A 26,489-nucleotide genomic window follows, 5' to 3' on the forward strand; every position below is an offset into this window, starting at 1 on the left:
AGGACGCGATGCGTGGGCAGGGGCTGCTGAGCTGGTCGCCCGGCGGTGGGCTGACACCGGTGCCGGCGTCGGAGGGCCCGCTGCTGGTCGCGGACTCGTGGCTGGTGCGGGACGGCCGGGTGCGGGCGTACGACCGTCACCGGGAGCGTTTCCTGCGGGCCTGCGGGGAGTGCGGCGGGCCGGGGCCGCGCCGGTTGACGGAGTTCTGGCAGGACGTGACCGCCGCGCTGCCGCGCACAGGTGAGTGGTTCCCGCGAGTCGAACTCGCCGCCGGGGCGAGGGAGTTGAGGCTACGGCTGCGGCCCGCGCCGCCGCTGGGCACGGAGATCCGGCTGTGGGCCGTGGGCCGGACGGACCCGCGCACCGCGCCGCGTCGCAAGGGGCCCGATCTCGACGTCCTGGCCGAGGTGCGGGCGCGGGCGATCGACGCCGGCGCCCAGGAGGCGGTGCTGGTGGGGCCGTCCGGGGAGGTGCTGGAGTCGCCTACGGCCGGGGTGCTGTGGTGGGAGGACGACACTCTGTGCCTGCCCCCGCCCGCTCTGCCCGTGCTGCCCTCGGTGACGACCGCGCTGATCCTGGAGCGGGCCGGGCAGCTCGGTGTCCACGTCGATCGCCGGGAGCGGACCGTGGCCGAGCTGGACGGCCGCGAGGTGTGGGCGGTGAACGCGCTGCACGGGATCCGCCCGGTGACGGGCTGGGCCGGGGAGGACCTGAAGGCCGGTGAGGCGGTGCGGGCGGCGGAGTGGCGGGAATGGCTGGAGGGGCTGGAGGGGCTGGGGGAGCGGCTGCCGGGCGAATGAACCGGAAAAACATCGGGCATCGACGCGAGAAGCCGATGCCCGAATTCCGTGTACCTTACTCAATGATTATGTCTTCGCGAATTACGTCTTCGCGCATTACTTCTTCGCGGGCTGATAAGCCCCCGGGACCATCCGCGTGGCGATCGCGATGCGGTTGTACGCGTTGATGACGGTGGCCGCCCAGATCAGCGCCGCGATCTGGGCCTCGTCGAAGACCTCGGCGGCCTCGGCGTAGACCTCCTCCGGTACGTGACCGTCGGCGACGAAGGTCACGGCCTCGGTCAACGCCAGTGCGGCGCGCTCCCGTTCGGTGAAGAAGGGGGTCTCCCGCCAGGCGCTCAGGGCGTAGATCCGCTGCTCGGTCTCGTCGGCGGCGCGGGCGTCCTTGGTGTGCATGTCGAGGCAGAAGGCGCAGCCGTTGAGCTGCGAGGCGCGGATCCTGAGCAGTTCCAGGATTTCCGGTTCGACTTTCGCGTCCTGTGCCGCGGCGACGGCGGCGGCATGCAGGGAACCCATCGCGGAGGAGACGTCGGGGGTGATTTTCTTCAGGGCCACACGGGATATCTGGTCACGGTTGCTCATGGGTTCGACTATAACCGCGAATTCACATTCCGGAGCCATTTTCGACTGGCGCGCGGCCTGGACGTCCCGCGCCTCGACGCCTCGCTCACCGAGGCCCGGGCGATGTACCGGAGCTGCGGATACCGGGAGATCCCGGCGTACGGGGCCCGGGTTACGCGGACCACTGGTTCGAGAAGAGGCTGTCACCGCCCGCCCGGTGACCACTGGGCCGCCGTCTCCCGTACCGCCCGCCGCAGCCAGGCGTGGGCCGGGTCCGCGTCGTGGCGCGGATGCCAGGCCATGCCGAGGCGCAGCGGTGGCAGCGGGAGCGGCACCTCGAAGGGGACCAGCCCGAGGCTCTCGGCGAGCGGCAGCCCCCAGGAGGTGTTCAGACCCACCAGGTCGGTGTCACGGATGACGAACAGGGAGGACGGCAGGGAGCCGACGGTGCCCACCACCCGCCGCTCCAGGCCGAGTTCGGCTAGCGCGGCATCGATCGGCCCGTGCAGCTTGCCGCGCCGCGACACGATCAGGTGATCGGCCTCGCGGGCGAACCGCTCCGGGGTCAACTCCCCCTCCAGCAGCGGATGTCCGGCCCGTGCGATTCCCACCATCCGGTCCTCCTGGAGGTGTTCGCGGTGCACCTCGGGCGCGGTCGCATCGAGGACGCCCACCTCCAGGTCCGCGGTGCCCTCGCGCAGGAACGGCGCGTCGACGTGGCTCTCGCTCAGGAACCGCAGCCGGACGCCGGGCGCCTCTGCGGCGGCGCGGGCGAGCAGGGCCGGGCCGTGGGCGGCCGCGATGGCGTCGTGGCCGAGGATCGTGAAGGTGCGGGTCACCGTCCTGAGGTCGGTGCCCTCGGCCGGCGCGAACAGCGCCCGCGCCCGCTCCACCACCGCGCTCACCTCCGCCCGTACGGCGAGGGCACGCGGCGTCGGCACCATCCGCCGGCCCGCCCGCACCAGCACCGGATCACCGAGCGCCTTGCGGATCCGGCCGAGCGTGCGGCTCATGGCGGGCTCGGAGAGATGCAGCCGCCGGGCCGCGCCCCCGACGCTCTCCTCCTCCAGCAGCACCTCCAGGGCGACCAGCAGATTCAGGTCCAGCCCACTTGATTGCGTCACACGCATCGTTCCCTTGCAAAGGTTGCACTGGAGTGCAGGACGCTGCCGACCCTACGGTGACAGGGCACCCCACACCACACCCAGCTCCGGGAGGAGCCATGCCCCCGCTCGCCCTGAAACGGTCCACCCTCCTCGCGATGTGCGCCTGCGTCCTGGTCGCGCAGAGCATGGTCGCCGCGATCAACCTCCTGATCCCGCAACTGGCCGCGTCGTCCCTGCACCCCTCCGACACCGCGATCCTGTGGACCGTCGACGCCTATGTCATCGTCTTCGCCGGCCTGCTCATCCCGGCCGGCGCGCTCGGCGACCGGTACGGCCGCAAGGGCGCCCTGCTCACCGGGCTCGCCCTGTTCGCCGCGGGCGCCGCGACCAGCGCCTGCGCCACCGACCCGGCGGTGCTGATCGCGGGCCGGGGCGTCTCGGGCGCGGGCGCGGCGCTGATCACCCCGGCGACGATGTCGATCCTGGTCCAGCTCGCGGGCCCGGAGCGGCGGGCGCAGGCGATGGCGTCCTGGACGCTGGCGATCGGCCTCGGCGGCATGCTCGGCAACCTCGGCGGCGGTCTCGTCGGTCAGTACCTCACCTGGCGGGCCCTGTTCGCGGCGATGGTGCCGCTGGCCGCCCTCCTCGCCCTCGCCGTGGCACGGACCACCCCGCGCACCGCCCGCAGCGCCGGGGCCGGCCTGGACCCCCTGGGCACGCTCCTGCTCACGGCGGGCCTGGTGGCGGTCCTCCACGGCATCATCGAGGGGCCCGGCCACGGCTGGACCTCGACGCTCATCCTCGGCTCCTTCGCGACCGGCGCCGTCCTGATCACCGGCTTCACGCTCCACTCGCTGCGCACCGGCGCCCCGCTCTTCGACCCCCGCGTCTTCCGCGCGCCGCGCCTGCGCGCCACCACCCTCGGCATGACCACCGGCTTCCTCGGCCTGTTCGCGCTGTTCTTCGTCAACTCCCAGTACCTCCAGGAGGTCAAGGGGTTCCAGCCGGCCGTCACCGGCCTCGCGATCCTGCCGCTGATCGTCGGCATGGCCCTGGTCCCGAAGTTCGCGGCCCGCTGGGCGGCGCGTCCCCGCCCGGTCGTCGGCTCGGGACTCGCCCTGATCGGCCTGGGACTCCTCGGCGCGTCCACCGCCGACGCGAACACGCCGTACGCGGTCTACGCCTGCTGGCTGCTCGTCATCTCGGCCGGCACCGGCCTGTCCATGCCCGCCCTGACCCTGGGCATGGCCACCGCCCTCCCCCACCACCAGGCAGGCCTGGGCTCCGGCCTCGGCACGGCGGCCCGCGAGACCGGCGCGGCCCTGGGCGTCGCGATCGCGGGCACGGTCCTGGCCGGCCACCCCGACCTGCCCTCGGGAATGGGCCCGGCCCTGCGCACGGTGGCACTCCTGGTCCTGACGGCCACGGCACTGGTGGTGAAGGGCTACGGCACGATTCGGCGCGGGGCCCCACAACCCCCCAGGGGCGCGGGGAACGGCGCGGCAAGCCACCACGCACCCGCACCGGGCAACGCGCCATAGCCGTACGGCGCACGGCCCCGCTCCAAGAACCGGAACGGGGCCGTGCGGGTGGTCGGCGGAACCGCCGGAGGCACGTGTCAGATGAGGCCGAGGCCGCGAACCGCCTCGCGCTCCTCCTCCAGCTCCTTCACCGACGCGTCGATGCGAGCCCGCGAGAACTCGTTGATGTCCAGCCCCTGGACGATCTCGTAGACGCCGTCCTTGGTGGTGACCGGGAAGGAGGAGATCAGACCCTCCGGAACGCCGTAGGAGCCGTCCGACGGGATGCCCATGGAGGTCCAGTCGCCCTCGGCGGTGCCGTTGACCCAGGTGTACACGTGGTCGATCGCGGCGTTGGCGGCGGACGCGGCCGAGGACGCGCCACGGGCCTCGATGATGGCCGCGCCGCGCTTGGCGACGGTCGGGATGAAGTCCTCGGCGAGCCACTTCTCGTCGTTCACGACCTCGGCGGCGTTCTTGCCGGCGACCGTGGCGTGGAAGATGTCCGGGTACTGGGTGGCGGAGTGGTTGCCCCAGATGGTGAGCCGCTTGATGTCGGCGACCGTCGAGCCCGTCTTCTTCGCGAGCTGGGTCAGCGCGCGGTTGTGGTCGAGGCGGGTCATCGCGGTGAAGCGCTCGGCCGGAACGTCCGGGGCGGCGGCCTGGGCGATCAGGGCGTTGGTGTTGGCCGGGTTGCCGACGACGAGGACCTTGATGTCGTCCGCGGCGTGGTCGTTGATGGCCTTGCCCTGCGGCTTGAAGATGCCGCCGTTGGCGGAGAGGAGGTCACCGCGCTCCATGCCCTTGGTACGGGGGCGGGCGCCGACGAGAAGCGCGACGTTGGCGCCGTCGAACGCGACGTTCGGGTCGTCGGTGATGTCGATGCCCTGCAGCAGCGGGAAGGCGCAGTCGTCGAGCTCCATCGCGGTGCCCTCGGCGGCCTTGAGCGCGGGGGTGATCTCCAGGAGGCGCAGCTTGACCGGCACGTCCGCGCCGAGCAGCTGGCCGGAGGCGATGCGGAAGAGCAGGGCGTAACCGATCTGGCCGGCCGCGCCGGTGACGGTGACGTTCACGGGAGTGCGGGTCATGGCGTTCTCCGTATGACAGCTGTCGGTGGGGCGTCCCTGCCCCGGATGGGACGTACAAATGATCGATCTCTTGGTATCAAGAGATCCATCCAGCGGTCAGGCTATCGCGCATCCGGGATCCCGGACGTCCAGGGTTGTGTGGCCCAGCCCACAGCCCAGGCCCGTGGCACGGAAAAGGCGGCCGCCGGTCCGGGAGAGGTGGGACCGGGCGGCCGCCGGGTGGGGGTACCGGGTCGTGCCGGACTCCCGTGGGGGTACCGTTCGCGTGCCCCGGGGGGAGGCGGGTATGCCTGTGCGCCGACTTTTTCCCGGGACATTTTCCCGGACCTCCCCGGACCTGCCCGGACCTGCCCGGACCTCCCCGGGTGCCGCTAGCCGGTGCACCCTTGGACGCCCGAGGCCAGCACCGCGCACGCCTTCGCCTGGCCGGGGCCGCGTACGGCGATCATCGGGGTGTACGCGATCGTCTCGCCGGCGGCGCCGACGGTGCCGGTCCGGCTGTGCGAGCCGACCGTCACCCTGACCACGTCCCCCGGTACGGCCCGCACGATCCGCCCCCATGCGGCGCCGCAGATCCTGCTGTAGCGGACCTCGACCACGGCCGGGCCGACCGTCGTGCTCTTCGCCGTGGTCGCCGAATCGCCGCTGCACCCCATCCGCTCGGCGTCCTCGCCCGTGCAGCCGGAGCCCGCGCACAGCACCCCGGAGGGCAGGGCCGCACTGGTCCGGGCCGACGGCGAGGGCGAGCCGGAGCCCTCCGCGGTCCGCCCCGGGGTCACGGCGTCGGTCAGCAGGAACGCGCCCACGGCGAGGCCCAGCACCCCCGCGACCCCGGCGAGGAACAGCGCCGGCCGCTGCGCACGGGGCCGCCGCCCCGCTCCCCCGCCGGCGCCGGACGGCGACGCCCCCGCACGCCCCGGCTCCCGTGGTCCGCCCCGCGGTGGCCCGAACTCCCCCGGTGCGGCTCGCGCCCGGCCGATGCGCACATCGTCCACGGTCCGTGCCTGCCGCAGCTCCGCACGGCTCCAGGCCCGCTGGGCGGGCTCCCACAGCGTGATCAGCCGGGCCGACGGAGTGCCGGTGACCTCGGCGAGGGCGACGACCGCGCCCCTGGGCGCGAGCAGCCGGCCGTCGAGGTACTTCTCCCAGGAGGTCGTGGCGTACCCGGTGCGGTCGGCGACCGTCGCGAGGCTCAGCCCCGCCCGGTCCACCACCCCGCGCAGCTGCTCGGCGAACTCGCGTACGTGCGGGTCGAGTTCGTCCGGCAGATCCCGCCAACGAGGCATGGAGCCCCCTCCCTGTCTCAGCCGAAGGCCATCGCCCCGCCGACCGCGGTGAGCAGCAGGGCGAGCAGCAGCAGGACCGCGAGGAGGAGAAGGCGTCCGGCGGGCCGGGCCGGCTCGGGCTCGTCCAGGCGTTCCCACCAGGGGACGGTGGGGTCGTCCTCGTACGCCTCGCCGGGGTGGGCCGGGGCCGGCCGCGGCCAGGCCTCCACGGCGAGTTCCCAGCGCACGACGTGCCGTTCGGCGTCCGCGCCGGTCAGCCCCGCGACCCGGCACAGCGCGGCGACGGCCTGCCGGGGCGGTGGCTGGACGGCGTTGAGATAGCGCTGCCAGGAGGACTTGCTGTACGCGGTGCGGGCGCCGAGTGCGGCGAGGCTCAGCCCCGTGCCGTCCTTGAGCTGCCGCAGTCGCTCCACGAAGTGCCGTACCTCCGGCGGCAGCCCGTCCGGCAGCGGCTGCCAGGCGCCCATCCCGCCCACCTCCTCGTCGATCCCCTGGACGGGACGACACCGGGGGCCCACCCGGTTCCCGGCCCGAAGGGGCGCGGGGAACTCATCTAGCTACTGACGGTGAAATGCAGCGTGTCCTTTAAAAAGGGAATCTGCAGCCAGGGATCCGGCTGGGCCATCAGCGCGAGCAGCACGATCACCGCCCCCAGCACCGCGTACGTGGCGATGTCGGTGAACCTGGACCGCACCGCGAGCATGCCCACCCCGGGCAGCAGCCACCGCAGCACCGCCCCGGTCAGCAGCCCGACCCCGATCACGATCGTGCCCGCCCGGAACTGGTCGAGCGCGGTCACCAGCAGCCCGAGGGCGACCAGCGCCAGGACGACGATGATCGGCCACTGCCGAGCGGCCAGCGCATCGCCGGCCGCGGCCCGCCCCGCCCCCTCGGGGCGCGCGGTGTCCCTGGTGAACAGCGGGAAGCGCCGCGTGTGCCGACGGGCCACACCGTCCGCGTCGGGGGCGCTGACGGGGTCCCGTACCTCGATGTCCTCGGCCTCGCCGGGGGTCTGCTCAGCCGGCACTGCGCTCCGCCGCCTCGACCACGTTGACGAGCAGCTGGGCACGCGTCATGGGGCCGACGCCGCCGGGGTTCGGGGAGATCCAGCCGGCGACCTCGCGGACGTCCGGGTGGACGTCGCCCTTGATCCGGCCCTCGGCGTCGCGCGAGACACCCACGTCGAGGACGGCCGCGCCCGGCTTGATGTCCTCGGGGCGGATGAGGTGGGCGGACCCGGCGGCGGCGACCACGATGTCCGCGCGCTTGAGGTGGGCCGCGAGGTCCCGGGTGCCGGTGTGGCACTGGGTCACGGTCGCGTTCTCGCTGCGGCGGGTGAGCAGCAGCGGCATCGGGCGGCCGATGGTGACCCCTCGGCCGACGACCACGACCTCGGCGCCCTTGATCTCGACGCCGTGGCGGCGCAGCAGGGTGAGTACCCCGTTGGGGGTGCAGGGCAGCGGCGCGGGCTCGTTGAGGACGAGCCGGCCGAGGTTCATCGGGTGCAGTCCGTCGGCGTCCTTGGCCGGGTCCATCAGCTCCAGGATGCGGTTCTCGTCGATGCCCTTGGGCAGCGGCAGCTGGACGATGTAGCCGGTGCAGGCCGGGTCGTCGTTGAGCTCGCGGACGACCGCCTCGATCTCCTCCTGCGTGGCGGTGGCGGGCAGTTCGCGCTGGATGGAGGCGATGCCGACCTGGGCGCAGTCGCGGTGCTTGCCGGCGACGTACTTCTGGCTGCCGGGGTCGTCCCCGACGAGGATCGTGCCGAGGCCGGGCATCACGCCCTTCTCCTTCAGCGCCGCCACGCGGGCGGCCAGCTCTGACTTGATCTCGGCCGCGGTGGCCTTGCCATCGAGAATCTGGGCGGTCATGACCCCATCCTCCCGGATGACGGGCTCCCGGTTCCAATCCGGCCCCGCAGCCGCCGCACGGGGAAGCCGCACGACGAAGCCGCACGAGGAAGCCACACAAGGAAGCCGCATAAGGAACTGGACAAGAAACCGGCCATTGCAGAACGATTGACGCCACAGTGCCGCGGGCAGTACCGGGGGGACGCACCGCATCTCTGATCTTCCTCCGCAGTGCGCCGCCCGTCGTCCCCGCACTCGACCGTCGACGGAGGAAGACACGCCATGAGTTTCGGCGACCCGAACAACCCCTACGGCCCGCCCCAGCAGCCGCAGCCCGGACAGCCGCCGCAGCAGCCCGGCTACCCCTCCTACCCCTCCCCGCAGCAGCCCGGCTACGGCTACCCGACCGCTCCCCAGGGCCAGCCCGGCTACGGCTACCCGCAGGCGCCGCCGGTCCCGCAGGGCTACGGCTACCCCATGCAGATGCCGATGCAGATGCCGGGGATCGTCCAGACCGCCCGGGTGCTGCTGTTCATCCTCGCCGGCTTCCAGTTCCTGGCCGCCGTGATCTTCGGCATCCTCATCGCGGCGGCGGGCAGTTCGGACGGCGACACGGGTCTGGTGGCCGGGGTGGTCGCCGGGATCGCGGTGCTGATGCTGGCCCTCGGCAGCCTGTCGGTCTTCCTGGGCGTGAAGATGCGCAACGGCCGCGGCGGCATCCGTATCGGGACGATGGTCTACGCCTCGCTGATGATCCTCGGCAGCCTCGTCAACATCGGGCGCGGCCTGTCGGAGACGGCGGCCTCGGGCGCCCTCGGCGGCATCATCTCGCTCGCCTTCGGCATCACCATCCTCGTCGCCATGATCAGGGGCGGCGCCTGGTTCAACCGCCCGCGCCACTGAACCGGGTTACCGCACGGACGCCGGAGGGCGGCCCGGCATCGCGCCGGACCGCCCTCCTCGCCGTACGGCCCCTCAGTGGAAGAAGTGCCGCGTCCCGGTGAAGTACATGGTGATGCCCGCCTTCTGCGCGGCCTCGACCACCAGCTCGTCGCGGACCGAACCACCCGGCTGCACGATGGCTTTGACGCCGGCGGCGGCCAGGACGTCGATGTTGTCCGGGAAGGGGAAGAACGCGTCCGAGGCGACGTAGGAACCGCGCGCCCGCTCCTCGCCGGCCCGCTCCACGGCGAGCTTGCAGGAGTCGACCCGGTTGACCTGGCCCATGCCGACACCGACCGAGGCGCCGTCCTTGGCCAGCAGGATCGCGTTGGACTTCACGGCCCGGCACGCCTTCCAGGCGAAGGCGAGTTCGCCCAGCTCCTCGGGGCTGAGGGCCTCACCGGTCGCCAGGGTCCAGTGTGCCGGGTCGTCGCCGTCGGCCTGGAGACGGTCGGCGACCTGCAGCAGCGCGCCGCCGCCGATGGGCTTGAGCTCGACGGTGCTGGACGGACCGTTCGGCGCCTTCAGCACCCGGATGTTCTTCTTCTTGGTGAGGGCCTCCAGGGCCCCCTCCTCGTAGTCGGGCGCGACGATGACCTCGGTGAAGATCTCCGCGACCTGCTCGGCCATCTCCTTGCTGACGGGCCGGTTGACGGCGATGACCCCGCCGAAGGCCGACAGCGGGTCGCAGGCGTGCGCCTTGCGGTGTGCCTCGGCGACATCGGCACCGGTCGCGATGCCGCACGGGTTGGCGTGCTTGATGATCGCGACGGCCGGCTCGGCGTGGTCGTACGCGGCACGGTGCGCGGCGTCCGTGTCCGTGTAGTTGTTGTACGACATCTCCTTGCCGTGGAGCTGCTCGGCCTGCGCGAGGCCGGTGCCGCTGCCGTCGGTGTAGAGCGCGGCGGGCTGGTGCGGGTTCTCGCCGTAGCGCAGGGTGCTCTGACGCTCCCAGGTGGCGCCGAGGAAGTCGGGGAAGCGCGACTCGTCGACGGGGGCGTAGGAGGAGGCGAACCAGGAGGCGACCGCGACGTCGTAGGCGGCGGTGTGCTGGAAGGCCTCGGCGGCGAGGCGCTTGCGGGCGGCGAGGTCGAAGCCGCCGCTCTGCACGGCGGCGAGGACGTCGCCGTAGCGGGCCGGGCTGGTGACGACGGCGACGGACGGATGGTTCTTCGCGGCCGCCCGGACCATCGACGGGCCGCCGATGTCGATCTGCTCGACGCACTCGTCGTCGGAGGCCCCGGAGGCGACGGTCTCACGGAACGGGTAGAGGTTGACGACGACCAGGTCGAACGGCTCGACGCCGAGCTCGGTGAGCTGCTCACGGTGGCTGTCGAGGCGCAGGTCGGCGAGGATCCCCGCGTGGACCTTGGGGTGCAGGGTCTTGACGCGACCGTCCAGGCACTCGGGGAAGCCGGTGAGCTCCTCGACCTTGGTGACGGGGACGCCGGTGGCGGCGATACGGGAGGCGGTGGACCCGGTCGAGACCAGCTCGACGCCGGCCTCGTGCAGCCCACGGGCGAGCTCCTCGAGCCCGGTCTTGTCGTACACGCTGACGAGCGCGCGCCGGATCGCCCGCTGGGAGCTGCTCTCTGCGGTCTGGGCGGTCACTGGATAACTACCTTTCGTCCCTCAATGCGATAGCCGTTGCGGGCGAGCCGCCCCACGACCTCGACGAGCAGCCTTCGCTCGACTTCCTTGATGCGCTCGTGCAGAGCGCTCTCGTCGTCCTCGTTGCGGACCTCGACCACGCCCTGGGCGATGATGGGTCCGGTGTCGACACCGTCGTCGACGAAGTGGACGGTGCAGCCCGTGACCCGGGCCCCGTACGCCAGCGCGTCCCGCACCCCGTGCGCCCCGGGGAAACTGGGCAGCAGCGCGGGGTGCGTGTTGACGAACCGCCCCCCGTAGCGGGCCAGGAACTCCTTGCCCACGATCTTCATGAACCCGGCGGAGACGACGAGGTCGGGCTCGTGGGCGGCGACGGCCTCGGCGAGGGCGGCGTCCCACTCCTCCCGGCTCCCGTAGTCCTTGACCTTCCGCACGAAGGTGGGGATGCCGGCCCGCTCGGCGCGGGCCAGCCCCTCGATCCCGTCCCGGTCGGCCCCCACGGCGACGATCTCGGCCCCGTAGGCCTCGGCGCCGGTGGCGGCGATCTCGTCGAGGAGTGCCTGCAGATTCGTACCGGATCCGGAGACCAGCACGACGAGGCGCTTGGCCACGGACGGCTTGGCGGCCACGGGGGAGCCCTTTCTCGGGAGGCGACTGCGCGAGGCCGGCGGCGACATGCGAACGCGCGAACGTGTGAACTTGTACGTTCGTACGAATGCATCGCGTCCCTGGATACGGGGAAGCCTACGAAGCAGCCGACCGTCAGCAACGATACCGGCACACCAGGCGGCCCCCACGGGACGGGGGCGTGGCCGGAAGGTAGCGTCTGCGAGGAGCGGGAAGAGGAGCGGGAACGGGAACGCGGTGTCCGCGCGGTGCGTTCCCTCTCCGAGAGCTCGACTCATGCCGAAGCTGGACCGCCGTATCACCTAGGGGAAGACGCTCACTTGATGCCGGACCGCAGCCTGCGACTCCACCCGCTCCCCCCGCAGCCCGTGCCGGGAGAGCGCGGCGCCCTGCTGCGCGAGCGCCCGTCATCGCCTCCCGAGTCGGACGAACCGCGGGGCGACGAGGACAACCCCTTCGCCCCACCCGCCGAGGGCACCCCCGACCGCCCCTGGCACCCCCGCCACCCGGCGTCCGGCGGCGACACCCCGGCCCCCTGGGGCCCACCGAACGGCGGCGGCCAGGGCCCGGACGACGGCCAGGGCAACGGCACAGGCCCCGGCAACGGCGGGCCGTGGAACGGCGGAGGCCCGGGCGACGGCGGGGGCGGCACACCGCCCGGCGGTCACTCCCCCTGGGGCGGCCACTGGAGCGACCAGCAGCCCGGCCGCGCGCCCGGCGGCGGCTTCGGTGAGCGTCCCGGGGGCGGCCCCGAGGGCCCGAACCCCACCCCCAACCCCCGCTGGGACCCCACGGACCCCGCCCAGCGCCGGGCACGCTACGCCCTGCTGTGCGGCATGTGGGCCTTCTTCTTCGCCCTCTTCGGCTGGCCGTACGTGGCCCTGCTCCTCGGCGCGCTCGCCCTGAACTGGGGCATCAGCGCCCTGCGCACCAAGCCCCCCACGCCCAGCCCGGACACCCCGGCGGCCCCCACGTCCCGCCCCCAGACGACGGCGGCCATCAGCGGCCTGGTCACCGCGTCCCTGGCCCTCGCCCTGGTCGCGGTCACCTTCACCGCGCAGCTCGTCTACCGCGACTACTACACCTGCACCAAGGACGCCCTCACCAACGAGGCCAGACAATCGTGCAACGACCTCCTCCCCAAGGAACTGAAGAACATCCTGGGAGCGAACACCTAGACCACCGACGGGTGTGTTTCCGCCCGTCCGGCGTTTGAGGACGAGGCCCTTTCGGGGCCGACCGGGGGTCCAGGGGGCGGAGCCCCAGGGCGGGGTCGAAGGGGCGGAGCCCCTGGGGGAGGGGAAGGGCAGGGGCGGCGGAGGCGAGAAGAGCCGGGGCTCAGCCAGGCTCCCCGTCACCCGCGACCTCCCGCAACGCAGCCCACCGCACCTCCCGAGCCTCCTCCCCATGCCACCCCGGCTCCCCCGGCGCCACCGCCACCTCCCCTTCCTCCGCCAGGCCCACCGCCTCCACGGCGTCGAAGTCATAGGGCTCGCCGTCATCCCGCGACTCCGGCACCTCCACTGTCCCCGCGCCCACGGCCACGCCCACCCCCGTCCAAGAGAACTCCCCGACCCCCCGCCCCCTCCACCTCCGCACCCACATCCCCACCGGCACCCCCACCGCCACCACCCACACCACCACCGCACCCCCCACCTGCCACCCCACCGGCCCGAACCGAGCCATCACCCCAACCCCCAGCGGCCCACCGGCCACCCAGGCAAGCACCCCCGCCACCACCGCGCACCCCACCCCCGCGGCCACCACACCCCTCACGGTCCGCCACCGCGACCACGCCTCGACCGGCGCCACCGCCACACCCCCACCGGACCCTGCGGCCGCACCCCCCACGCACACCCCCACCACCACCCCGGCCACCACCGGCACCACCCCGGCCGCCCAGTTCCACACCGTCCCCGCCCCCGCCCCCGGCACCGCCGCCAACAGCGGAAACGGCGGCAGCAACGGCGCCGGATCCGACCCCAACGGCGTCACCACATGCCCCACCCCCAGCACGAACCCCGGCCCCACCGCATACGCCGCCCCCCACACCGCCGCGTTCGGCACCAGCGCCAGACACAGCAGCAACACCGCGAACCGCCCCGACCACCCCTCCGTGAGCTGCAGAAACGCCACCCGAGCCGCCCCGGCGTGCCACACCGACGACACCGCCACCACCACCGCCCCGCCCCCCACCAGGGTCCCGGCCCCCGCCCCCACGGCCCGCCCGACCACCGCACTCGCACCCCCACCGGACAGCCCCCTCCCCACCCACCCGGGCACCATCCGCGCGAGCTCCTCACGAGGACGCCCGCCCGCCGACCACACCCCCACCCCCGCCGCCGCCACGGCCACCGCCGGCACCCACACTGTCCCCATCCACGAGGGCCGCAGCACACCCCCGGCCGCATACCAGGCCACCCCCGCCCCCACCCCGAGATACCCCGCGACGACCCCCACCCAGGCCGTACGGGCACCGACCGGAGCACCTCCCTCCGCCCCCTCCACCGCATCCCGTGCGGCCCGGTGCAGCAGCCACACCGGCAGCACGAGCAGCAGCAACGGCGTGACCCCGACCGGCGCCGGCACCCCGGACAACGTGTCGACGCGCACCAGCTCCGCCCCGTGCGCCAACAGCCACAACGCGGCGGCCACATGCAGCGCCCCACCGGGCCCGCTGTCCGGATACGGCGAACTGATCCACAGCACCATCACCAGCACCGCGAACACCCCGAGCCCCAGCCCGGCGGCCAGCACCCCACCGAACACGGAGGCCACGAGCCCCGGCGAGCGGTCCCGCATACGGAAGGAGAGGGAGGAGGGGGAGGAGAGGGACGAGCGAGAGGAGAGAAAGGAGGGGCGGGACAGGCGGGAGAGCGAAGGCGGCGTCACACTCGCCATGCTCCCAACGACACGCGCTTTACCGGCGTAACAGGCGAACCCTCGCCGTGTCACTCAATATACGGTTATGTTCTTTTTCGTACGAAGCAGCTCCCGGCACCGCCGCACGCCGGAGGCGTACGCGTGAAGAACCCGACGCCCCCGCCCGGCACCCCCGCCGGGACCGGACAGCGCCCCGAACCCCACCGCTCCACCGTCCGCACCCGCCTGACACCCGCTCAGGCCTTCGACACGCTGTACGCGTTCTGCGCCCCCGCCCTCGTACGGCAGACCTACCTCCTCTGCGGCCGCCGCGAACTCGCCCGCGAGTCGGTCGAACAGGCCTTCCAACTCGCCTGGCAGCGCTGGCCCGAGGTGGCCGTCGACCGCGATCCGGCGAGCTGGGTGCGGGCCGCCGCGCACGAGTACGCGCTCTCCCCCTGGCACCGGTTCCGCCCCCGCTTCCGGCACCCCGAACCCCCGCCCGCCGACGCGGCCGACCGCGCCCTGCTCGCCGTACTCCTGACGCTTCCGCCGTCGTACCGCCGTACGCTCCTGCTCTACGACGGTGTCGGCCTCGACCTGCCGGAGACGGCGGCGGAGACGGAGGCGAGCACACCGGCGACCGCGCACCGCCTGCTGCACGCGCGAGAGGCCCTCGCCGCGGCCCTGCCCCAGCTCGCCGACCCCGCCGCGCTGCACACGCGTCTCGCCGAGGTGGCCTCCGCGGAACGCCTGCGCGCGGCCCGTCCCACGGCCGTCCGCGCGGGCAGCGAACGCCGCGCCCGCTTCTGGACCCGGGCGGCGATCGCCTTCACGGTCGCCATCATCGGCGCGACCGCCCTGACCCTCCGCACGGCCCCCACCCGCTACGACCCCCCGGTCCCCCCGGGCAAGACCGTCCGGGGAGTCCCCCCGGAAGCGGCCCCGGGCGCCCTGTCGAAGAAGCAGACGGCCCTGCGCAGGAAGCTCCGCTCGAACCCCGCGAGCGGCCCCGAGAAGCTGCTGCCGGAGACCCGGTGACGACCCGGTGACGACCTCCCGGCACGCCGATGGGCCCGTCCCCACCCGGGAACGGGCCCATCAACGCGGGAAACGAGAAGCCGTTCAGCCCGCGAGGATCTCGCGCGCCAGCTTCGCCGTCTCGGTCGGCGTCTTGCCGACCTTGACGCCGGCGGCCTCGAGGGCCTCCTTCTTCGCGGCGGCGGTACCGGAGGAGCCGGAGACGATGGCGCCCGCGTGGCCCATGGTCTTGCCCTCGGGCGCGGTGAAGCCCGCGACGTAGCCGACGACCGGCTTCTTCACGTTCTCCTTGATGAAGGCCGCGGCGCGCTCCTCGGCGTCGCCACCGATCTCACCGATCATCACGATCAGGTCGGTGTCGGGGTCGGCCTCGAACGCGGCGAGCGCGTCGATGTGGGTCGTGCCGATGACGGGGTCGCCACCGATGCCCACCGCCGACGAGAAGCCGATGTCACGCAGCTCGTACATCATCTGGTACGTCAGCGTGCCGGACTTCGAGACCAGGCCGATACGGCCCGGCTTGGTGATGTCGCCCGGGATGATGCCGGCGTTCGACTGACCCGGGGTGATCAGACCCGGGCAGTTCGGGCCGATGATGCGGGTCTTGTTGCCCTTGGACACGGCGTACGCGTAGAACGCGGCCGAGTCGTGGACGGCGATGCCCTCGGTGATGACGACCGCGAGGGGGATCTCGGCGTCGATCGCCTCGACGACGGCGGCCTTCGCGAAGGCCGGCGGCACGAAGAGGACGGAGACGTTGGCGCCCGTCTTCTCGATCGCCTCGGCGACCGTGCCGAAGACCGGGATGTCGTTGCCGTCGATGTCGACGGACGTGCCGGCCTTGCGGGGGTTCACGCCGCCGACGATGTTCGTGCCGTCGGCCAGCATGAGCTTGGTGTGCTTCATGCCCGTGGCACCGGTCATGCCCTGGACGATGACCTTGCTGTCCTTGTTGAGGAAGATAGCCATGGCTGTGGTGTCCCTCGTCCCTTACTTCGCGGCCGCGAGCTCGGCGGCCTTGTCGGCCGCGCCGTCCATGGTGTCCACGCGCTGGACCAGCGGGTGGTTGGCGTCGGAGAGGATCTGACGACCCAGCTCGGCGTTGTTGCCGTCCAGACGCACGACGAGCGGCTTGGTGACGTCCTCGCCGCGGTCCTCCAGGAGCTTCAGCGCCTGCACGATGCCGTTGGCGACCTCGTCGCACGCGGTGATGCCGCCGAAGACGTTGACGAAGACCGACTTGACGTCCGGGTCGCCGAGGATGATCTCGAGACCGTTGGCCATGACGGCCGCGGAGGCGCCGCCGCCGATGTCGAGGAAGTTGGCGGGCTTGACGCCACCGTGGTTCTCACCGGCGTACGCGACGACGTCGAGGGTGCTCATGACGAGACCCGCGCCGTTGCCGATGATGCCGACCTCGCCGTCGAGCTTGACGTAGTTGAGGTTCTTCTCCTTGGCGGCGGCCTCGAGCGGGTTGGCCGACGCCTTGTCCTGGAGGGCCTCGTGCTCCGGCTGACGGAACTCGGCGTTCTCGTCCAGGGAGACCTTGCCGTCCAGGGCGATGACGTCACCGGAGGCGACCTTGGCCAGCGGGTTGACCTCGACCAGGAGGGCGTCCTCCTTGATGAAGGTGTCCCACAGCTTGACCAGGACGTTCACGACCTTGTCCGCGACCTCGGCCGGGAACTTGGCGGCCGCGACGATCTCGCGGGCCTTCTCCTCGGTGACACCCTCGTTGGCGTCGATCGGCGTCTTGGCGACGGCCTCCGGACGGGTGGCCGCCACCTCCTCGATCTCCATGCCGCCCTCGACGGACGCGATGGAGAGGAAGGTGCGGTTGGCACGGTCGAGGAGGAAGGAGACGTAGTACTCCTCCACGATCTCGGGCGCGGTCTCGGCGATCATCACCTTGTGGACCGTGTGGCCCTTGATGTCCATGCCGAGGATGTTGGTGGCGTGCTCCACGGCCTCGTCGGCGGTGGCGGCGAGCTTCACGCCACCGGCCTTGCCACGGCCGCCGACCTTCACCTGGGCCTTGACGACAGACTTGCCACCGAGGCGCTCGGTGGCTGCGCGGGCCGCCTCAGGCGTGTCGATGACTTCACCGGCCAGCACCGGTACATCGTGCTTGGCGAAGAGGTCCCTCGCCTGGTACTCGAACAGGTCCACGCGCTTCCGTCCCTATCAGTGATCTAGCGGTTCGTTGGATGCGTGGGCGTGCCGCGAAGGGCAACGTGACGTCCGCATGGGTCACAGGGGAAGCGCACACGGTGTCCGAGCGCGCGGCATGTCCGTCTCGCAGGTTATCGCCGCTTGCGGGGAGGCCCTAAATCGAGGGTCACACCCAAGCGGTGATACCTGTCACACGATGCCGCACTCACTGACACGCAGTGTCGCGCGTGCGGGGCCTCACCGGGTTGGGGTTGACCCGGTGAGGCCCCTTGACCAGCCCTTACAGGGGCTCGGGGCGAGCGGTCCCCACCCCAATGGGGACCCCTCACCCCCCTCCGCGGGACGCCACCCGAACAGTCCGACGGCTTTCGTCCGTCCGGGCCGACGACCTCACGAAGACCATGGATGCGCCGGGGAGGCGCAGGGCGCTCGGGCGCCGAGCGATCAGACGGGGTGGGGGCCGGCCGCGAAGGGGGCGATCTCGATCTCGGTGCCGTGTGCCGGATCGTCCGTCCGCCGGATCAGGCCGTGCGTGCACGGCTCCGCCGCGCCGAGGCCCCCGTCGGTGTACGGCCGTGCGTCGCCGACCACGCCGTACGCCGGCCCGTGCGCGTCCACGACGGCCCGACCGGCGACCGGCACCACCCCGTGCACGGCCGCCCCGGGTGCGGCGAGCCCGCCCGCGTCGGCTCCCGTCGCGGCCCCGGCTCCCGTCGCGGCCCCGGGCTCGGTCTTCGTCGCGGCGCGCAGGGCCTTCTCCGCGCGGGCGGCCCTGGCGCCCTGGATGACCCGGGCGGCTCCGTTGCGCGCCCTGGCCGCGGCCTTGGAGCGGATGTGGGTGACGGTGGCGGTGCCGTCGGCCGGGTTGGCGACGGTGTCCGTGACGGCGCCGAACGCCCAGCCGGCGCCGGTGCGGGGGGCTGTCACGGGGGAACGGCGAATGTCGTTGTTCATGCGTGCGTCGTTCATGCGTGCGTCAGATCCTTTGAGAGGGTCCGAGCCTTCGGAAGGCTGGGGGACGTTCCGGCGCCGGAGAGGGAGCTCCGGCGGGTGGGCAGACCTGTTCCACCCCCGCGCGGCAGGTCTGCAGCGAGGGAAGGGGCTGCCCCGTCCTAGCCGGGGAAGACCGGAACGTCCCGGTACCTGTCGCGGGTCTCGGCCGCGCCCGACCGCACGGCACCGCCGGACACCAGCGGCACCGGCACCGCGTACGAGGCCGTCACGGCGTGCGTGTCGCCGTGCCGCGAGGCCCCGCCGCCGAGCGCGGACGCACCGCTCAGCAGACCGCTGGGCACACCGCCGGGCGCGCGGGGCGCGGGGACCTGGCCGGCGCGCACGGGCACCGGGCTGTGCGACGCCGCGCTCCGGCCGGCCACCCCACCGAGGACGGGGGCGGGGGCGGGCACCACGGGACGGTACGACACCGTGGCCGCGTGGGCCGCCTCGTGCCCCGGGGAAGCGTGCCGGGAGCGGTCCTCGTGAGGCGTCGAAGGCACCGGGGCGTCCGGCACGGGCGCCTGCGTGACCGGCACCGGAAGGGGCTGCACCGGCAGGGTCTGCACCGGAAGCGCGGGCGGCTCGGAGACGTCCGGCAGATCCGTCGCATCGCCGAGGTCGGGCAGAGCCGGCAGCTCCGGCACCGACGGGAGGGGCAGTTCCGCGGCGACCCGCGCCACCTGCCCGGTCACCGTCGTCACGACCTCACGCACGGGACGCAGCACCCGGTCGGCGTCCACCACGAGAGGCGAGGACGGCGCAGACGTGGAAGCGGGAGGGGTCGTCACGGCCGAAGCCGTCCGCGACACCTGGGACGTCAGGTCCGTCACGACCGACGGCGTTCCCTCCGCCGCCTGCGCCTGACCCCCGCACAGCAGGCCGAACGCGAGCAACCCGCCCACCAGCAGCGCCAGTTGGAGCACACGCCGCCCGGCCGCCTCACGCAGAACACGCAGAGCGGCACCGGGCACAAGGGCGGGCGAGGTCAAGAAGGGAGGATCCTCCCGTGCGACGGAACGTGCCACCGATCCTTGCACGCGAATCCCGTGCCGACCCAACCGCCGGGGTACCGATGTGCCCGCATGTCATCCATGTCCCTTTTGGCGATGGGGGTGTGACGACACGGAGGAGGCGGCGCGGAGGGGACGACACGGATGTGACGGCAGGGAGGGGACGGCGCGGAGCGGACGACACGGATGTGACGACAGGGAGGGGACGGCGCGGAGCGGACGACACGGATGTGACGACAGGGAGGGGACGGCGCGGAGCGGACGGCGCGGATGTCACACGGTGTCCGGGACGGGAAGCGGCCGCTTCTCGAGCGCCGCCGCCATCACTTCCGGGAACAGATCCGGTGTGCAGGCGAACGCCGGCACACCGAGGGCCGCGAGCGCGGCCGCGTGCTCCCGGTCGTAGGCCGGAGCCCCCTCGTCCGAGAGTGCCAGGAGGGCCACGAACTGCACTCCCGCCCCCTTCATCGCCGCGACCCGCTTCAGCATCTCGTCGCGTATGCCGCCCTCGTAGAGATCGCTGATGAGGACGACGACCGTCTCGGCGGGCCGCGTGATGTGCGACTGGCAGTACGCGAGCGCCCGGTTGATGTCCGTACCGCCGCCGAGCCGGGTGCCGAAGAGGACGTCGACGGGGTCGGCCAGTTGGTCGGTGAGATCGACGACCGCGGTGTCGAACACGACGAGCCGGGTGTCGATCGACCGCATCGAGGCGAGCACCGCCCCGAAGACGGCGGCGTGGACGACGGAGGCCGCCATCGACCCCGACTGGTCGACGCAGAGGACGACCTCCTTCTTCAGGGACCGCGCCGCCCGCCCGTGTCCGACCAGCCGCTCCGGCACGACCGTGCCGTGTTCGGGCAGGTAGTGCCTGAGGTTGGCGGCGATCGTGCGGTTCCAGTCGATGTCGTGATGGCGTGGCCGGTGGACACGGGCGCTGCGGTCGAGGGCACCGGTGAGGGTGGCCCGGGTCCGCGTGGCGAGCCGCTTCTCCAGGTCCGCCACCACCTTGCGCACGACGGCCCGAGCCGTCTCCTTCACCGTCTCCGGCATCGCCTTGCCGAGCGAGAGCAGTGTGCCGACGAGATGGACGTCGGCCTCGACCGCCTCGAGCATCTCCGGCTCCAGCAGCAGCGTCGACAGCCCGAGCCGGTCGATGGCGTCACGCTGCATCACCTGGACGACGGAGGTGGGGAAGTACGTCCGGATGTCGCCGAGCCACCGCGCCACGGACGGCGCCGACGCCCCGAGCCCCGCCGAACGGTCCCTTCCCGCCGCCGGGCGCTCCGTCTTCCCGTAGAGCGCGCTGAGCGCCCCGTCCATCGCCGCGTCCCGCCCGGACAGCTCCTGCCCGGTACCGTCCGCCGCGTCCCCACCGAGCACCAGCCGCCACCGCCGCAGCCGCTCCTGCCCCGGACCGATCGAATCGACGGTCATCCCACCACCCCCGCAAGGTCGTTGTCCTCGGTGCCTTCGGTGTCGTCGGTGCCTTCGGTTCCTTCGGTGTCCTCGGTGCCTGCGGTGCCTTCGGTGCGCGCGGTGCCCCCGGTGTCCACGGTGCCTTCGGTGCCTCCGGTGCCTGCGGTGTCCTCGGTGCCTTCGGTGCGTTCGCTGCCCCCGGTGTTTTCGGGGCCCCCTGAGTTCGCACCGGAGTCGCCCCCCAGTCCCAGCAGCAGCCGCACCACCGGCAGGACCGCGTCGGCCCGCCCGGTATCGAGCTCGGAGGCGAACCCGGGCACTCCCGCCCCCGGCCCCACCACCGCACTCACCCGCTCCCCCGGCCCCCGCCGCACCAACTCGCCGAGCGTTCTGCGCACCCCCGGCTCATACGCCGAGAACGTCCGCCGCAGCAGCGGCAGCACATCCGTGAACGCCTCCGCCGGCACCCGGGTGAGCCATCCGTCGACCAGCCCCAGCAACCGCTCGTCGTGCACGAGCAGCAGCCCGCCCCCGGATCCGCCGCCGACGAAGCCCTCGATCCACGCGGCCGCCTCTCCGGGCGGCGTCCCGGGCGACAGGGCGAGCCCCATGAGCCGGGCCGCCTCCTCCTGACCGACCTCCCCGCCGTCCAGCAACAGGCGCACCACCCGGCCCCGGACGACGCCCGCGACCCGATCCCGCCCCGCCAGCCTGCGCAACACCCCCCACCAGCGCGCCCGCAACTGCCCGCCGCCGTCCGCCTTCCCGTCGCCCGCGGAGGCGGCTCCGCCGACCTGCGGTGTCCCGGCCGGGTCGGAATCCGCAACGGCAGCCCCCCGCAGCCCCGCCGTCTCCTCCAGCAACCCCACCGCCCCGTGCACCGCGTCCACATGGCGCCGCATCTCCTCCGCCGCGTCCGCGTCCAGGCCGGTGCAGGCCGGCGGCAGACCGACGAAGACGCGCTCGGCGAGGCCCTCGGCGACCTCCGTCAGCGCACCGGTGTCGGTCCCGCGTACGTCGCCGTAGCGCAGGGAGCGGACCAGCGCGGGCAGGGCCTGGGCGAGATGGCCGACGTCGGTGTCGAGCGCCGCCCGGTCGCTGAGGACCCGCATCACGGTGGGCAGCGCGTCGGGAAGCCCGGCCAGCAGACAGCGCTCGGCGAGGGCGGTCACCTCGGCGAGGCCCCTCGCGGTGACGGCGTCCGCCTCCGTCCTCGCGGTCGCCGCGGCGCGGACGGTCGTCCCCCACACCCCGGCCTCGGCGACCCGCACGGACAGCTCCGGTTCCCAGCGCAGTCGCCAGGTCTCCCGGAAGGTCCCCGTACCGCCGCGCGAGACGGCCGGCTCGCCCCACTCCACGCCCAGCAGCCGCAGCCGGTGCAGCAGTCTGCTGCGCCCGGCGTCGGTCTCCTTGCGCAGATCGAGCTCCATCTCCCGCTCGGCCGCCTCCGGCTTGAGCCGCAGCCGGCGCTGCGCCCGGTCGAGGTCGCGCTGGAGCGGCACCGCCGGCGCACCGGCCGGCACCTCCCCCAGCACGTCCCCGATCATCAGCCGGTCCCGCACCAGCGCCAGGGGCACGTCCGACCCGTCGCACAGCACGGCCCGTACCGCGTCGGTGGTCTCGCTCAGGCCGGGCAGCGGCCGACCGCGCAGGGCGGCGAGCGTCCCGGCCAGCCGGACCGCCTCGATGACATGCGCCGGGGACACGATCCGGTCCTCCGCGCGGAGCAGCCCGGCCACCTTGGTCAGCCATCGCTCGACCGGCCGGTCCGGCGCACCGAACAGATGCGCGTACCAGCCGGGCGAGTCGATCCCCGCCCCGTATCCCCCGTCCCGTGCCAGCCTGCGGTGGGTCCACGGCACCCAGGTCAGCTCGGCCCTGACCTTGGCGAGCCCCTTCAGCAGAGCCCGGTCGTCGGCGACGGCGGCCTTCCGGCGCAGGGCCGGCACATGCCAGGCCCCGCACACCACGGCCACCCCGTCGTCACCGAACTCCTTTTGCGCCGCCCGCACTTGGAGCCGCATGTAGGCCTCCCGCGCGAGCTCCCGGGTCTCCTCCGCGCCCTCGTACGTCTCCCGCACCGCCGTCATGGCCTCCTCGACGGCGGCGAAGGGCGCGAGCGGGTCGTGTCCGCCCGCGCCCCGGTGTTCGACGACGTCCTCCCACCAGCGTTCGGCGTCGTCGTACCCGGCGGCCTCGGCGAGCGCGCCGAGCGGATCGACGCGTACGCCGTCGCCCGGCGCGCCGCCGTGTTCCTCCGCGGCCCGTCCTCCGCCCTCGTCCGCCCGGCCGTCCCAGGCCAGGGTGTGGGTGGCGGGGAGGTCGATGAAGCGGGCCGGAACGCCCCGCTCCAGCGCCCAGCGCAGCGCCACCCACTCGGGAGAGAACTCGGCCATCGGCCAGAACGCGGAGCGTCCCGGCTCGTCGACGGCGTGGGCGAGCAGCGCGACCGGCGGCCGCATCGCCCGCCCGGCGGCGAGGGGGATCAGCGGGTCGGCCTCGGGCGGCCCTTCGATCAGCACGGTCCGGGGCCGGGCGGCCTCCAGCGCCGCCCGCACCGCCCGCGCCGATCCGGGTCCGTGATGCCGCACGCCGAGCAGCAGCGGCCGGCGCGCGTCAACGGCCGGCCGGCCGCTCTCGTGGATCCCCGTCATCGCTTCCCCCCGTCATCCCGTCCGTGTCGCTGCGTACGTCCCGCGTCGTACGTCGTCGCGTCGTACGTCGTCGCGTCATACGTCGTCGCGTCATACGTCGATGCGTCGTACGTCGTCGCGTCTCACGTCGTCGCTGCGTGTGTCGCTCCCGCGGACGTCGCTCCCGCGCAAGGCATTCCTGCGGACGTCCTCACGCACGCGGCCAGCGCGAGTCCTTGTCCTCGTTCCTGTGGTTCATGTCCTCACCCCCCTTCGGTGCCGGTCGCAGCAGCGGCCATCTCGAGTCCTTGTCGTTCCGGTTCACGCACTCACCTCCCTGCAGGCGCGGTAGAAGTCGCTCCAGCCGTCGCGTTCGCGGAGCACCGTCTCCAGGTACTCCTGCCAGACGACCCGGTCGGCGGCCGGATCGCGGACGACCGCGCCGAGGATTCCCGCGGCCAGGTCGTCGGGCCGCAGCACGCCGTCGCCGAAGTGCGCGGCCAGGGCGAGACCGCTGGTGACGACGGAGATGGCTTCGGCCGTGGACAACGTGCCGGTGGGAGACTTCAGCTTGGTACGGCCGTCGGCGGTGATGCCGTCGCGCAGTTCGCGGAAGACGGTCACCACGCGGCGGATCTCGTCGACCCCGTGCGGCACGGCCGGCAGCTCGAGGGAGCGGCCGATCTGGTCGACACGCCGCGCCACGATGTCGACCTCGGCGTCGACACTCGCGGGCAGCGGCAGCACCACCGTGTTGAAGCGGCGGCGCAGAGCGCTGGACAGTTCGTTGACCCCGCGGTCCCGATCGTTGGCAGTGGCGATCAGGTTGAAGCCGCGGACCGCCTGAACCTCCTGCCCCAGTTCAGGAATCGGCAGCGTCTTCTCCGACAGGATGGTGATGAGTGTGTCCTGAACGTCGGCCGGGACGCGAGTCAATTCCTCGACGCGGACCGTCGTGCCGTCCGCCATGGCGCGCATGACGGGGCTGGGGACGAGGGCGTCCGGGCTCGGGCCGTGCGCCAGGAGCTGCGCGTAGTTCCAGCCGTAGCGGATCGCCTCCTCCGGGGTGCCCGCCGTGCCCTGCACGAGCAGGGTCGAGTCGCCGCTGACCGCCGCGGCCAGATGCTCGGAGACCCAGGTCTTGGCGGTGCCGGGCACGCCGAGCAGCAGCAGGGCGCGGTCGGTGGCGAGCGTGCTGACGGCCACCTCGACGATGCGGCGCGGGCCCACGTACTTCGGGGTGATCGCGGTGCCGTCGGGCAGGGTGCCGCCGAGGAGGTAGGTGGCGACGGCCCACGGCGACAGCTTCCAGCGGGCCGGGCGTGGGCGGTCGTCCTGGGCGGCGAGCGCGGTGAGTTCATCGGCGAAGGCGTGTTCGGCGTGCGGCCGCAACGCCTCCGTGGGCTGCGTCGGACCGGGTTTCGTGAACGTCGGGTCTGCGGACACGGACATGGCTGAGGTCCCCCTCCAGCTCGGCCGGTTCGGGTCTGGTGTCCACCGTGCACCACACCACTGACAATGCGTTCCGACCTGCGGAAACGCCGCGGAGCAGGGGTGCGGCGGAGACGTGCGCGGCCGATTGTCAGTGGGGGGATCTACCGTCGGTGGCATGACTCAGCAGGAGGTGCGCCGGACCACGGAGCAGGCGCCGGCCCCGGCGCCTGACTCCGCGTCACGCAAAGCGGGCAGCAAACTCGGCGCGGCCGGCGCCTGGTCGGGTGCGGGCCGCTCGCGGGAGGGGGCGGTGTGGGGGGTGTGCGGCGGCGACGGCGCGTCGTACCGCACGGTCGTCGACCCGGCGGGGCCGCCCGCCGCCCATGGCCCGGCGTACGACTGCACCTGCCCGAGCCGCACGTCCCCGTGCGAGCACGTGCGCGGGCTGCTGCTCCGGTCGGCCGGGGAGGAGGTCGTTCCGGTGGGGCCGGCGCCGGACTGGGCCGAGCAGTGGATCGCGGGGCGGCGCGGGCGGGCGCGGGAGAAAGGGGAGGCGGACCCGGCGGGTCCCCGTTCCGGCGTGGCCGATCCGGAGGCGGCGCGCCGCAGGGCGGAGCGGCGCGCCGAGCGGATCACCGCGGGCGCGACGGAGCTGGAGCGGCGCCTGGCCGACCTCCTGCGCTCCGGCCTCGCCTCGGCCGAGCAGGCGGGCCATGAGGGGTGGGAGGAGACGGCGGCCCGCATGGTCGACGCCCAGGCCCCCGGACTGGCGGCGCGGGTCCGGGAGTTGGGGGCGATCCCGGGTTCCGGCCCCGACTGGCCGGTGCGGCTGCTGGAGGAGTGCGCCCTGCTCCACCTGCTCGACCGGGGGTGGCTGCACCGCGAGCGGCTCCCGGAGGCCCTGGCGGCCACGGTGCGCTCCCGTGTCGGCCTGACCGCCCGCCCGGCCGGCCCGCCGCTGCGCGACCACTGGCTGGTCCTCGCCCAGACCGACACGCCGGACCCGAGACTGACGACGCGCCGCATCTGGCTGCACGGCATCGCCTCGGGCCGCACCGCCCTCGTCCTGTCCTACGGCGCCGCCGGCCGCGCCCCCGACCTGGCCCTGCCGGTCGGCCTCGCCCTGGACGCGGAGCTGTCCGCCTACCCGGACGCCGGACGGCGACGCGCCGCCCTGGGCGAACGGTTCGCGCCCCCCGCACCTACCACGGCCCGCCCACCCGGTATGACCACGACCGAGGCGGCCGCACTCTACGGCGCGTCGCTGCGCGACGACCCCTGGCAGGAGTCCGTCCCGGTGACCCTGGACGACGTCATACCGACCCCGGACGGCACCTCCTGGCAACTGGCCGACGTCGACGGCGACACGGCCCTGCCGCTCACCGCCACGGCTGCGGCGCGCCCCGGTCTGTGGCGCCTGGTCGCCCTCTCCGGCGGCGCCCCCGTGAAGGTGTTCGGCGAGTGCGGCCACCGGGGTTTCACCCCCCTGACCGCCTGGCCGTCCGGCCCGGGAGAGGCGGTCCACCTGTGA

General features: G+C 73.3%; 23 protein-coding genes. 6 read left to right on the plus strand and 17 right to left on the minus strand.

What is annotated here, in order from left to right; genetic code table 11:
• The first annotated feature begins 8 nt into the window (after positions 1–8).
• Complete coding sequence (locus tag OG852_RS19245) at positions 9–800, plus strand: aminotransferase class IV (RefSeq protein WP_330348529.1); 792 nt, start codon at positions 9–11, stop codon at positions 798–800.
• A 96-nt stretch (positions 801–896) separates the two neighbouring features.
• On the opposite strand, the gene OG852_RS19250 is transcribed toward OG852_RS19245, so the two are convergent.
• Both OG852_RS19250 and OG852_RS19255 read right to left on the minus strand, forming a co-directional pair.
• A complete protein-coding gene (locus tag OG852_RS19250; protein WP_133912826.1) occupies positions 897–1,382 on the minus strand; it encodes a carboxymuconolactone decarboxylase family protein in 486 nt (161 codons plus the stop codon).
• A gap of 182 nt (positions 1,383–1,564) precedes the next feature.
• A complete protein-coding gene (locus OG852_RS19255) occupies positions 1,565–2,491 on the minus strand; it encodes a LysR family transcriptional regulator (protein ID WP_330348530.1) in 927 nt (308 codons plus the stop codon).
• A 92-nt stretch (positions 2,492–2,583) separates the two neighbouring features.
• On the opposite strand from OG852_RS19255, the gene OG852_RS19260 reads away from it, so the two are divergent.
• Entirely contained in the window at positions 2,584–4,008 is a 1,425-nt protein-coding gene (locus OG852_RS19260) for an MFS transporter (RefSeq protein WP_330348531.1), read from the plus strand.
• A 77-nt stretch (positions 4,009–4,085) separates the two neighbouring features.
• Here the strand turns inward: OG852_RS19260 and OG852_RS19265 are convergent, their stop codons facing one another.
• The 5 genes from OG852_RS19265 to OG852_RS19285 form a co-directional block, all read right to left on the minus strand.
• Positions 4,086–5,075, minus strand: coding sequence for a malate dehydrogenase (locus OG852_RS19265; RefSeq protein ID WP_133912829.1), 990 nt, complete (start codon positions 5,073–5,075; stop codon positions 4,086–4,088).
• A gap of 371 nt (positions 5,076–5,446) precedes the next feature.
• On the minus strand, positions 5,447–6,361 hold the full coding sequence (locus tag OG852_RS19270; RefSeq protein WP_133912830.1) for a helix-turn-helix domain-containing protein: 915 nt from the start codon (positions 6,359–6,361) through the stop codon (positions 5,447–5,449).
• A 17-nt stretch (positions 6,362–6,378) separates the two neighbouring features.
• Positions 6,379–6,828 (minus strand): helix-turn-helix domain-containing protein, encoded by a 450-nt coding sequence (locus OG852_RS19275; protein WP_133912831.1) that lies wholly within the window; start codon positions 6,826–6,828, stop codon positions 6,379–6,381.
• A gap of 86 nt (positions 6,829–6,914) precedes the next feature.
• On the minus strand, positions 6,915–7,388 hold the full coding sequence (locus OG852_RS19280; protein WP_133912832.1) for a DUF3017 domain-containing protein: 474 nt from the start codon (positions 7,386–7,388) through the stop codon (positions 6,915–6,917).
• Entirely contained in the window at positions 7,378–8,232 is an 855-nt protein-coding gene (locus OG852_RS19285) for a bifunctional methylenetetrahydrofolate dehydrogenase/methenyltetrahydrofolate cyclohydrolase (RefSeq protein WP_133912833.1), read from the minus strand. Before OG852_RS19285 ends, OG852_RS19280 begins: the two co-directional genes overlap by 11 nt.
• Positions 8,233–8,493: 261 nt before the next feature.
• On the opposite strand from OG852_RS19285, the gene OG852_RS19290 reads away from it, so the two are divergent.
• Positions 8,494–9,114 carry a hypothetical protein gene (locus OG852_RS19290; protein ID WP_133912834.1) on the plus strand — a complete coding sequence of 207 codons (621 nt, stop codon included), beginning with the start codon at positions 8,494–8,496 and terminating at the stop codon, positions 9,112–9,114.
• Between the two features lie 72 nt (positions 9,115–9,186).
• On the opposite strand, the gene purH is transcribed toward OG852_RS19290, so the two are convergent.
• Both purH and purN read right to left on the minus strand, forming a co-directional pair.
• Positions 9,187–10,764, minus strand: a complete 1,578-nt coding sequence (gene purH / locus OG852_RS19295) for a bifunctional phosphoribosylaminoimidazolecarboxamide formyltransferase/IMP cyclohydrolase (RefSeq protein WP_133912835.1) — start codon at positions 10,762–10,764, stop codon at positions 9,187–9,189.
• A complete protein-coding gene (gene purN / locus OG852_RS19300; RefSeq protein ID WP_133912836.1) occupies positions 10,761–11,393 on the minus strand; it encodes a phosphoribosylglycinamide formyltransferase in 633 nt (210 codons plus the stop codon). Before purN ends, purH begins: the two co-directional genes overlap by 4 nt.
• A 321-nt stretch (positions 11,394–11,714) precedes the next feature.
• Here purN and OG852_RS19305 point away from each other — a divergent pair, with 321 nt between their 5' ends.
• A complete protein-coding gene (locus tag OG852_RS19305) occupies positions 11,715–12,569 on the plus strand; it encodes a hypothetical protein (protein WP_330348532.1) in 855 nt (284 codons plus the stop codon).
• A 160-nt stretch (positions 12,570–12,729) separates the two neighbouring features.
• Here OG852_RS19305 and OG852_RS19310 read toward each other — a convergent pair whose 3' ends face one another.
• Positions 12,730–14,292 (minus strand): cell division protein PerM, encoded by a 1,563-nt coding sequence (locus OG852_RS19310; protein ID WP_443064543.1) that lies wholly within the window; start codon positions 14,290–14,292, stop codon positions 12,730–12,732.
• 123 nt (positions 14,293–14,415) lie between these two features.
• Here OG852_RS19310 and OG852_RS19315 point away from each other — a divergent pair, with 123 nt between their 5' ends.
• Complete coding sequence (locus OG852_RS19315; protein WP_330348533.1) at positions 14,416–15,294, plus strand: RNA polymerase subunit sigma-70; 879 nt, start codon at positions 14,416–14,418, stop codon at positions 15,292–15,294.
• Between the two features lie 84 nt (positions 15,295–15,378).
• Here the strand turns inward: OG852_RS19315 and sucD are convergent, their stop codons facing one another.
• From sucD to OG852_RS19350, 7 genes are all read right to left on the minus strand, one after another.
• Complete coding sequence (sucD, locus tag OG852_RS19320; protein ID WP_133912838.1) at positions 15,379–16,263, minus strand: succinate--CoA ligase subunit alpha; 885 nt, start codon at positions 16,261–16,263, stop codon at positions 15,379–15,381.
• Positions 16,264–16,284: 21 nt separating this feature from the next.
• Positions 16,285–17,463 carry an ADP-forming succinate--CoA ligase subunit beta gene (gene sucC / locus OG852_RS19325; protein WP_133912839.1) on the minus strand — a complete coding sequence of 393 codons (1,179 nt, stop codon included), beginning with the start codon at positions 17,461–17,463 and terminating at the stop codon, positions 16,285–16,287.
• A gap of 447 nt (positions 17,464–17,910) precedes the next feature.
• Complete coding sequence (locus OG852_RS19330) at positions 17,911–18,435, minus strand: hypothetical protein (RefSeq protein ID WP_330348534.1); 525 nt, start codon at positions 18,433–18,435, stop codon at positions 17,911–17,913.
• Positions 18,436–18,578: 143 nt separating this feature from the next.
• Positions 18,579–19,451, minus strand: a complete 873-nt coding sequence (locus OG852_RS19335; protein WP_330348535.1) for a hypothetical protein — start codon at positions 19,449–19,451, stop codon at positions 18,579–18,581.
• A gap of 294 nt (positions 19,452–19,745) precedes the next feature.
• A complete protein-coding gene (locus OG852_RS19340; RefSeq protein WP_133912842.1) occupies positions 19,746–20,909 on the minus strand; it encodes a vWA domain-containing protein in 1,164 nt (387 codons plus the stop codon).
• Positions 20,906–23,545 (minus strand): DUF5682 family protein, encoded by a 2,640-nt coding sequence (locus tag OG852_RS19345; protein ID WP_330348536.1) that lies wholly within the window; start codon positions 23,543–23,545, stop codon positions 20,906–20,908. The genes OG852_RS19340 and OG852_RS19345 overlap by 4 nt, the downstream gene beginning before the upstream one ends.
• Positions 23,546–23,845: 300 nt before the next feature.
• Complete coding sequence (locus tag OG852_RS19350) at positions 23,846–24,976, minus strand: ATP-binding protein (protein ID WP_330348537.1); 1,131 nt, start codon at positions 24,974–24,976, stop codon at positions 23,846–23,848.
• A 157-nt stretch (positions 24,977–25,133) separates the two neighbouring features.
• Between OG852_RS19350 and OG852_RS19355 the strand changes: the two genes are divergently transcribed.
• Positions 25,134–26,489: an SWIM zinc finger family protein gene (locus OG852_RS19355; RefSeq protein ID WP_330348538.1), complete on the plus strand. Its 1,356-nt coding sequence runs from the start codon at positions 25,134–25,136 to the stop codon at positions 26,487–26,489.

It is taken from the genome of Streptomyces sp. NBC_00582 (genome assembly GCF_036345155.1).
GTDB lineage: Bacteria > Actinomycetota > Actinomycetes > Streptomycetales > Streptomycetaceae > Streptomyces.